General features: G+C 66.7%; 6 protein-coding genes and 1 tRNA gene. 4 read left to right on the top strand and 3 right to left on the bottom strand.

Annotated features, from left to right (window positions below; translation table 11 throughout):
- From AC1DU6_RS13785 to AC1DU6_RS13770, 4 genes are all read left to right on the top strand, one after another.
- Nucleotides 1-366, top strand: a 366-nt coding sequence (locus AC1DU6_RS13785; protein ID WP_477857782.1) for a 4-(cytidine 5'-diphospho)-2-C-methyl-D-erythritol kinase, incomplete at its 5' end; no start/stop codon positions are given.
- Nucleotides 367-407: 41 nt separating this feature from the next.
- Nucleotides 408-484: transfer RNA gene (locus tag AC1DU6_RS13780), tRNA-Gln, on the top strand.
- Between the two features lie 64 nt (nucleotides 485-548).
- The gene (locus tag AC1DU6_RS13775; RefSeq protein ID WP_056193791.1) at nucleotides 549-1,511 is read left to right on the top strand and encodes a ribose-phosphate pyrophosphokinase; all 963 of its coding nucleotides are present in this window, start codon (nucleotides 549-551) and stop codon (nucleotides 1,509-1,511) included.
- A gap of 149 nt (nucleotides 1,512-1,660) precedes the next feature.
- Nucleotides 1,661-2,281, top strand: coding sequence for a 50S ribosomal protein L25/general stress protein Ctc (locus AC1DU6_RS13770; RefSeq protein WP_056193788.1), 621 nt, complete (start codon nucleotides 1,661-1,663; stop codon nucleotides 2,279-2,281).
- A 51-nt stretch (nucleotides 2,282-2,332) separates the two neighbouring features.
- Here AC1DU6_RS13770 and AC1DU6_RS13765 read toward each other — a convergent pair whose 3' ends face one another.
- The 3 genes from AC1DU6_RS13765 to AC1DU6_RS13755 form a co-directional block, all read right to left on the bottom strand.
- Nucleotides 2,333-3,724, bottom strand: a complete 1,392-nt coding sequence (locus AC1DU6_RS13765) for an efflux transporter outer membrane subunit (RefSeq protein WP_457322787.1) — start codon at nucleotides 3,722-3,724, stop codon at nucleotides 2,333-2,335.
- 3 nt (nucleotides 3,725-3,727) lie between these two features.
- Complete coding sequence (locus AC1DU6_RS13760) at nucleotides 3,728-6,835, bottom strand: multidrug efflux RND transporter permease subunit (protein WP_457322786.1); 3,108 nt, start codon at nucleotides 6,833-6,835, stop codon at nucleotides 3,728-3,730.
- A partial coding sequence (locus AC1DU6_RS13755; protein ID WP_477857779.1) for an efflux RND transporter permease subunit occupies nucleotides 6,832-7,933 on the bottom strand: 1,102 nt, incomplete at its 5' end. The genes AC1DU6_RS13755 and AC1DU6_RS13760, both read right to left, overlap by 4 nt.

The raw sequence follows: 7,933 nt of genomic DNA, 5'->3' as shown, positions 1-7,933 counted from the left end.
ACCAAGGACATCTTTTCAAGCCAACTCTTGGCAAGGTCTGAAAACCTGGCTATAGTCGCGGGCTTTCCCGCCCTGGCTGGAACTGCAGAAAACTTGGTGAATGGCTTTGGTCACAACGACCTCCAGCCCGCCGCCGAAAGTATCAGCAGTGAAGTGCAAGACGCGGTAGCGTGCATGTCGAAGCAATTCGGCAACGCCCGGATGACGGGCTCAGGCGCTGCAGTGTTTTCAGTACTCGCCGGGAATGGAAAAGATGGCAATGACGACCAGTCCCTGGCGACATTACTGCGGGCCAGACCTGCGGAGTGGACCGGTCGAATCTGCCACAGCCTGGCTCAACACCCGCTCGCGGGCTGGGCCGGCTGACAAAGGTTTATAGGGTTCGGCCGCTCGGCCGGGTCCTGTGTAGGGGAGTCGCCAAGTTGGTCAAGGCATCGGATTTTGATTCCGACATGCGAGGGTTCGAGTCCTTCCTCCCCTGCCAAATGTTTTCCGTACTTCGCTGAACCGGCTGCGCATTCAGCGGGCCACTGACTCAAGGAAGCCCAGTGCTGCTCAACACGGTTCTCTTCACCGGCAACGCGAACCCGGTCCTCTCTCAGGAAATGGCCACCCATCTCGGTCTCGAGCTGGGCAAGGCCGTCGTCGGGCGTTTCTCGGACGGTGAAGTCGCCGTCGAGATCCAGCAGAACGTGCGCGCCCGCGACGTCTTCGTCATCCAGCCCACCTGCGCGCCGACGAACGAGAACCTGATGGAGCTGCTGATCATGGCGGACGCGCTCAAGCGCTCCAGTGCCCGCCGCATCACCGCCGTCATCCCCTATTACGGCTATGCCCGCCAGGACCGCCGCCCACGCTCCACCCGCGTGCCGATCTCGGCCAAGGTCGTCGCCAACCTGCTGGAAACCGTCGGCGTCGAGCGTGTGCTGACCATGGACCTGCACGCCGACCAGATCCAGGGCTTCTTCGACATCCCGGTCGACAACATCTACGCGTCGCCCGTCCTGCTGTCGGACCTGAAGAGCCGCAACTACAGCGACCTCGTCGTCGTGTCGCCGGACGTCGGCGGCGTGGTGCGCGCCCGCGCCCTCGCCAAACAGCTCGGCTGCGACCTGGCCATCATCGACAAGCGCCGCCCAACCGCCAACGTGTCCGAAGTGATGCACGTCATCGGCGAGATCGACGGCCGCAACTGCGTGATCATGGATGACATGATCGACACCGCCGGCACCCTCGTGAAGGCGGCCGATGTGCTGAAGGCGCGTGGCGCCAAGAGCGTGTTCGCCTATTGCACCCACCCCATCCTGTCGGGCCCGGCCATCGAGCGCATCGCCAGCTCGCAGCTGGACGAAGTCGTCATCACCAACACCATTCCGCTGACCGACGCGGCCAAGGCCTGCAAGAAGATCCGCCAACTGTCGGTGGCCTTCCTGTTCGCCGAGACCATCCGCCGTATTTCCGACGGCGAGTCGGTCACCAGTCTCTTCTCGGAACAAAACAACAATTTCTAGCCAGTCCGAGTAGGGTCCCTCCCGCAAGCGGGGCCCTCCCAATCTCTCGGAGCAGAACAACAACTTCTGTTTCGAGTTCGCCGCGGTCGCAAGACCGCATTCCCAACGGTGCCTGGTCGCGGGTGCCGTTTCTCTTTTTGGAGAAAACCATGAAGTTCGTCGCTTTTGAGCGCAAATTGCAGGGGACCGGAGCGAGCCGCCGCCTGCGCGTGGCCGGCAAAGTGCCCGGTATCGTTTTTGGCGCCGGTGAGCCCGTCATGATCGAACTCGATCACAACGCGCTGTTCCACGCCCTCAAGAAGGAAGCCTTCCACAGCTCGCTGCTGGACATGGAACTGGCTGGCGCCACCACGCAAGTGCTGCTGCGCGATTTCCAGATGCACCCGTACAAGCCGCAAGTCCTGCACTGCGACTTCCAACGCGTGGACGCCACGACCAAGATCACGAAGAAGGTGCCGCTGCACTTCATCGGTGAAGACACGTCGCCGGCCGTCAAGACCGACCACTGCACGGTCAACCACGTTGTGACCGAACTGCTGATCACCTGCCTGGCCAAGCAACTGCCCGAGTTCATCGAGGTGGACCTGTCTGGCTTGACCCAGGGTCACTCGCTGCACGTCAACGACATCAAGCTGCCGGAAGGCATCAAGGTCGTGACGCACGGCAAGCCGAACCCCGTCATCGCGACGCCGATCGCGCCGGTTGCTGAAGAAGTCATCGTTGCCGCCGCTCCGGTGGTCGACGACGGCAAGAAGAAGAAGAAGAAGTAATTTCTTCGAGGCTTCAAGCCAAAGACGAGGGGCTCCGCAAGGAGCCCTTTTTCATTGCGCCGGCAGCCGGCCACCCAGGTTCTTCAGCAGCAGATTGGCCGCCACCAGCTGGCGGTTGCGGGCAGACAGCAGGTTGGCTTCGGCCGAGAGCAGCGAACTCTGCGCCGCGCTGACGTTCAAGAAGCTGACCGTGCCGGCGCGGTACTGGGCCAGCACGATGTCGAGGTTTCGCTGGGCGGCCTCGAAAGCGTCACGCTGCAGGGCCAGCGCGGCACCGGATTCGGCGAACTGCACGAGGTTGTCCTCGACCTCCTGAAACGCCGTCAGCACCGCCTGGCGGTAGTTGGCGGTGGCGGCATCGGCCGAGGCGCGAGCTTGGGCCGAGGCCAGCTTGCGTTGGCCGCCATCGAAGATCGGCTGCGCCACGGCCGCACCGATGCTCCACAGCAGATTGGGCGCCGAGATCAGGTTGGACCAGGACGAGCCGCGGTAGCCGGCGCTGGCCGACAGGTCGATTGCGGGGAAGAAGGCCGCATCGGCGATGCCGATCTGCGCATACGCCGCCGTCTGGCGGGCGCGCGCGGCGGCGATGTCGGGGCGCTGGGCCAGCATCGTCGACGGCACCAGGTCGGGTACCGGCGGCAGCTCGGGCAGGCGAGAGCTGGGCAGCAGCTGGAACTGCCCCGGCAGCTTGCCGACCTGGGTGGCGATGGCATGCTCAAGTTGCGCGCGCTCGGTGCGCATGTCGCTGAGCTGCGACTGCACGCTGCGCAGCTGGGTGCGCGCCTGCAGCACATCGGTCTGCGCGACGACGCCGCCGGCATAGCGGGCCTCGGTCAACTCCAGCGCTCGCTGGTTGGCGGTCACGGTGCGCTCCAGCAGCGCCTGCTGCGCCTCGGCGGTGCGCAACGCGAAATAGCTTTGCGTCAGCGTCGCCTGCGCCGACAGGCGCAGCGCGGCCAGATCGGCCTGGCTGGCCTGGTAGTTCGCGCCGGCGGCCTTGACGCCTTCGGCGAGGCGCCCCCAGAGATCGATCTCCCAGGCCGCGTTGGCCGTCAGCGAGTTGTTGGTCGACACGGTGCGCTGGCCGTTGCCGTTCTCGGCCGTGGCGGATCGGGTGCTGCCAGCGCCAACGGACAACGTGGGAAAAATGGCCGAGCGGCTGGCTGCAAGCACCGCGCGGGCCGATGCAACCTGGGCCAGGGCCGCGGCAAGGTTCTGGTTGCCGACGACGAGGTCGGCTTGCAGGCTGTCCAGCACCGGATCTTTGAACATCGTCCACCAGGCCTCGGGCACGGCGACCTCGGGCGCCACGCGCCGCCATTCGGTCGAGCCCGTGAAGTGCTCGGGCGGCGGGGCTTCAGCAGGCGGGTGCTGCGAGGTCACGGCGCAGCCGGCAAGCAGCAGGGCGATGGTCAAGGGAGCAAGGGCAGTCTTCAGCATGGCTTAGGTCGCGGTCTGGATGACAGCTGCACGAGCAGGCGCGCGCTTCTTGCGGCTCAGCCTGTCCATGCAGCAGAACACGACGGGCGTGGTGTAGAGGGTCAGCAGCTGGCTCAGCAGCAGGCCGCCGACGATGGAGATGCCCAGCGGCACGCGCAGCTCAGCGCCTTCGCCATGGCCCAGGGCCAGCGGCACGGCGCCGAAGACAGCGGCCACCGTCGTCATCAGGATGGGCCGCAGCCGCAGCAGCGCCGCGCGGTAGATGGCAGCACCTGGCGACAGCCGGCTGCCGCGCTCCTCGGCCGCATGCTGGGCCGAGATGGCGAAGTCCAGCATCATGATGGCGTTCTTCTTGACGATGCCGATCAGCAGGATGACGCCGATCAACGCAATGATGGTGAAGTCGGTCTTGAAGGCCATCAGCGCGAGCAATGCGCCGACGCCCGCCGAGGGCAGCGTCGACAGGATGGTGATCGGGTGGATGAGGCTCTCGTAGAGCATGCCCAGCACCAGGTAGATGGTCACGATGGCCGCGAGGATGAGCAGGGGCTGGGACTTGAGGGACGCCTGGAAGGCCTGGGCCGTGCCCTGGAAGCTGCCGCGCACCGACACCGGCGCGCCGCTGCCCGCCACGGCGTCATTGATGGCGACGACCGCATCCGACATCGACACGCCCTCGGCCAGGTTGAAGCTGATGGTGCTGGCCGGCGTGCCGCTCTGGTGGTTGACGGACAGCGGCGTGTTGGTCGTCTCGACGCGCGCCACCGCCGACAGCGGCACCTGCTGGCCGGCGCTGCTGGTCAGCATCAGCCGGTCCAGGGTCTGCGGACTTTGCAGCCAGACGGGCGCCAGCTCCATGACGACGCGGTACTGGTTCAGCGGGTTGTAGATGACGCCGACCTGGCGCTGGCCGAAGGCGTTGTTCAACGTGCTGTCGAAGCCGCCCATCGTGATGCCGAGCCGTGCCAGCGCGTCACGGTCGACGACGAGGGACGTCTGCGTGCCCTTGTCCTGCTGGTCGGTGTTGACGTCGGTGATCTCCGGCACCTCGGTCAGCGCGCGGCGGATGCGCGGCTCCCAGGTGCGCAGGTCTTCCAGGCTGTCCGACTGCAGCGTGTACTGCAGCGAGGCATTGGCCTGGCGGCCGCCGATGCGGATGTCCTGCACGGGCGCCATGAAGAGATTGGCGCCGGGCACTTTGGCCAGCTTGCCGCGCAGCCGGTTGATGACGGCGTCGATGCTCTCCTCACGCTCGGCCTGGGGCTTCAGGCTGATGAACATGTTGGCGCTGTTGCGCTGGCCGCCGCCGGTAAAGCCGGTGACATTGGCCACCGCCGGGTCGGCGCGCACGATGTCATGGAAGGTGCGCAGCTTGAGCTGCATGGACTGGAAGGAGGAGGCCTGGTCGGCCTGCACGCCGCCAGTCATCAGGCCGGTGTCCTGCTGCGGGAAGAAGCCCTTGGGGATGGTCATGTAGAGATGCACGTTCAGCGCGACGACGCCGGCCAGCACCAGCAGCGCGACGGGCTGGTGGCGCAACGTCCAGCGCAGCGTGCGGCGGTAGCCGCGCATCAATGCGCGTTGCAGGCGTCCGAGAAATTGGCCGACGCGGCCGGCCTTCTTCGCCTCGGCATGGGGCTTGAGCAAGGTCGCGGCCATCATGGGCGTGGTGGTCAGCGACACGACCATGGACACCAGGATGGCCACCGACAGCACGACGGCGAACTCGCGGAACAGCCGCCCGACGATGCCACCCATGGCCAGGATGGGGATGAAGACGGCAATCAGGCTCAGCGAGATGGAAACGACGGTGAAGCCGATCTCGCGCGCGCCTTTCAGCGCCGCCTCGCGGGGCGGCACGCCGCGCTCGATGTGGCGCGAGATGTTCTCGAGCACGACGATGGCGTCGTCGACGACGAAGCCCGTCGCCACCGTCATCGCCATCAGCGACAGGTTGTCGATGCTGTAGCCCAGCAGGTACATGAAGCCGCAGGTGCCGGCCAGCGACACCGGCACGGCCACAGCCGGCAGCAGGGCGGCACGGAAGCGCCGCAAGAAGATGAAGACGACGACGATGACCAGGCCGAAGGAGATGGCCAGCGTGCGCTGCACCTCCTTGATGCTGCCGCGGATGGTCGACGTGCGGTCCATGACGACGTCGACATTGATGGCCGGCGAGATGGAGGCGCGCAGCTGCGGCAGCAGAGCCCGCACGGTGTCCACCGTCTTGATGATGTTGGCGCTGGGTGCCTTGTTGAGGATCAGCAGCACGGCCGAGCGGCCATTGGCCAGGCCGTCGTTGCGCAGGTCCTGCACGCTGTCCTCGATGGAGGCCACGTCGCGCAGCTGCACGGCGGCGCCGTTCTTGTAGCTCAGCACCAGGGGTGCGTAGTCGCTGGCGAGGCGGGCCTGGTCGTTGGCGATGATCTGCCAGGTGCGGTCGCCGCTCTCCAGTTGCCCCTTGGGCCGGTTGGCATTGGTGGCGACAACGGCCGCCCTGACCTGATCCAGCGAGATGCCCTGGGCGGACAGCTTGTTCGGGTCCAGCTCGATGCGCACCGCCGGCAACGCACCGCCGCCCACGCTGACCTGGCCGACACCGTCGACCTGCGACAGGCGCTGCGCCAGCACGGTGGACGCGGCGTCGTACATCTGGCCGCGCGTCAGCGTGTCCGACGTCAGCGCGACGATCATGATGGGCGCGTCGGCCGGGTTGACCTTGCGGTAGCTCGGGTTGCTCGGCATGCCGGTGGGCAGCAAGGCACGCGAGGCATTGATGCCGGCCTGCACGTCGCGGGCGGCGCTGTCGATGTCGCGGCTGAGGTCGAACTGCAGCGTGACGCGGCTGCTGCCGAGCGACGAGGACGAGGTGATCTCCGTGACGCCGGCGATGCTGCCGAGCGTGCGCTCCAGCGGCGTGGCCACGGTCGCGGCCATCGTGTCGGGGCTGGCGCCGGGCAGGGAAGCGCTGACCGAGATGGTCGGGAACTCGACCTGCGGCAGCGGCGCGATGGGCAGCAGCAGGTAGGCGATGGCCCCCGCCAGCGCCAGGCCGCAAGTGATCAGCGCCGTGCCGATGGGGCGCTCGATGAAGACGCGCGACAGGTTCACGCCACGGCCTCCTTCGCCTGGCCGCGGCGCTTGAGGCGCGCGGCCACCGATGCGAAGCCCAGGTAAATGACCGGCGTCGTGAACAGCGTCAGCAGCTGGCTGACGATGAGGCCGCCGACCATGACGACGCCCAGCGGGTGGCGCAGCTCGCTGCCCACGCCGGTGCCGAGCATCAGCGGCAGCGCGCCCAGCAGGGCCGCCATCGTCGTCATCAGGATGGGCCGGAAACGCAGCAGGCAGGCCTCGAAGATGGCGTCGCGCGGCGTCTTGCCATGATCGCGTTCGGCCTCCAAGGCGAAGTCGATCATCATGATCGCGTTCTTCTTGACGATGCCGATCAGCAGCACGATGCCGATGATGGCGATGATGTCCAGGTCGAGGCGGAAGGCCAGCAGGGCTAGCAGCGCACCCAGGCCGGCGGAGGGCAGCGTCGACAGGATGGTCAGCGGGTGGATGGTGCTCTCGTAGAGCACGCCCAGCACGATGTACATCGTCACGATGGCCGCGAGGATGAGCAGCAGCGTGCTCGTGAGGGACGCCTGGAAGGCCAGGGCCGCACCCTCGAATCGCGTCTCGACGCTGAGCGGCAGCTGCAACGCATCGACCTCGGCGCGGACCGCCTTGACCGCTTCGCCGAGCGAGGCGCCGGGCGCGAGGTTGAAAGACAGGGTCGACGACGGGAACTGCGCCACGTGGTTGACGGCCAGCGGCGCCAGCTTCTCGCTGAAGTGCGCCACCGAGCTGAGCGGCACTTGCACGCCACCCGCGCCGGGCACATAGAGGCGCTTCAGGCCGTCCAGCCCCTGGCGGTATTCGGGCGCCACTTCCAGCACGACGCGGTACTGGTTGCTCTGCGTGAAGATGGTCGAGATCAACCGCTGGCCGAAGGCGCTGTACAGCGCACTGTCGATGGCCGCGACGCTGACGCCCAGCCGGCCGGCCGCGTCGCGGTCGATGTCGACATAGGCTTGGAGGCCCTTTTCCTGCTGGTCGCTGGCCACATCGACGATCTGCTTCAGGCCACGCAGCCGCTCCAGCACGGCCGTCGTCGAACGGCTCAACTCGGCGGAGTCCGGCGAAGACAGCGTGAACTGGTAC

Source organism: Roseateles sp. P5_B10, from assembly GCF_056400485.1.
The sequence above is the reverse complement of the archived record's forward strand: the minus strand, read 5'-3'. Positions and strand labels throughout refer to the sequence as shown.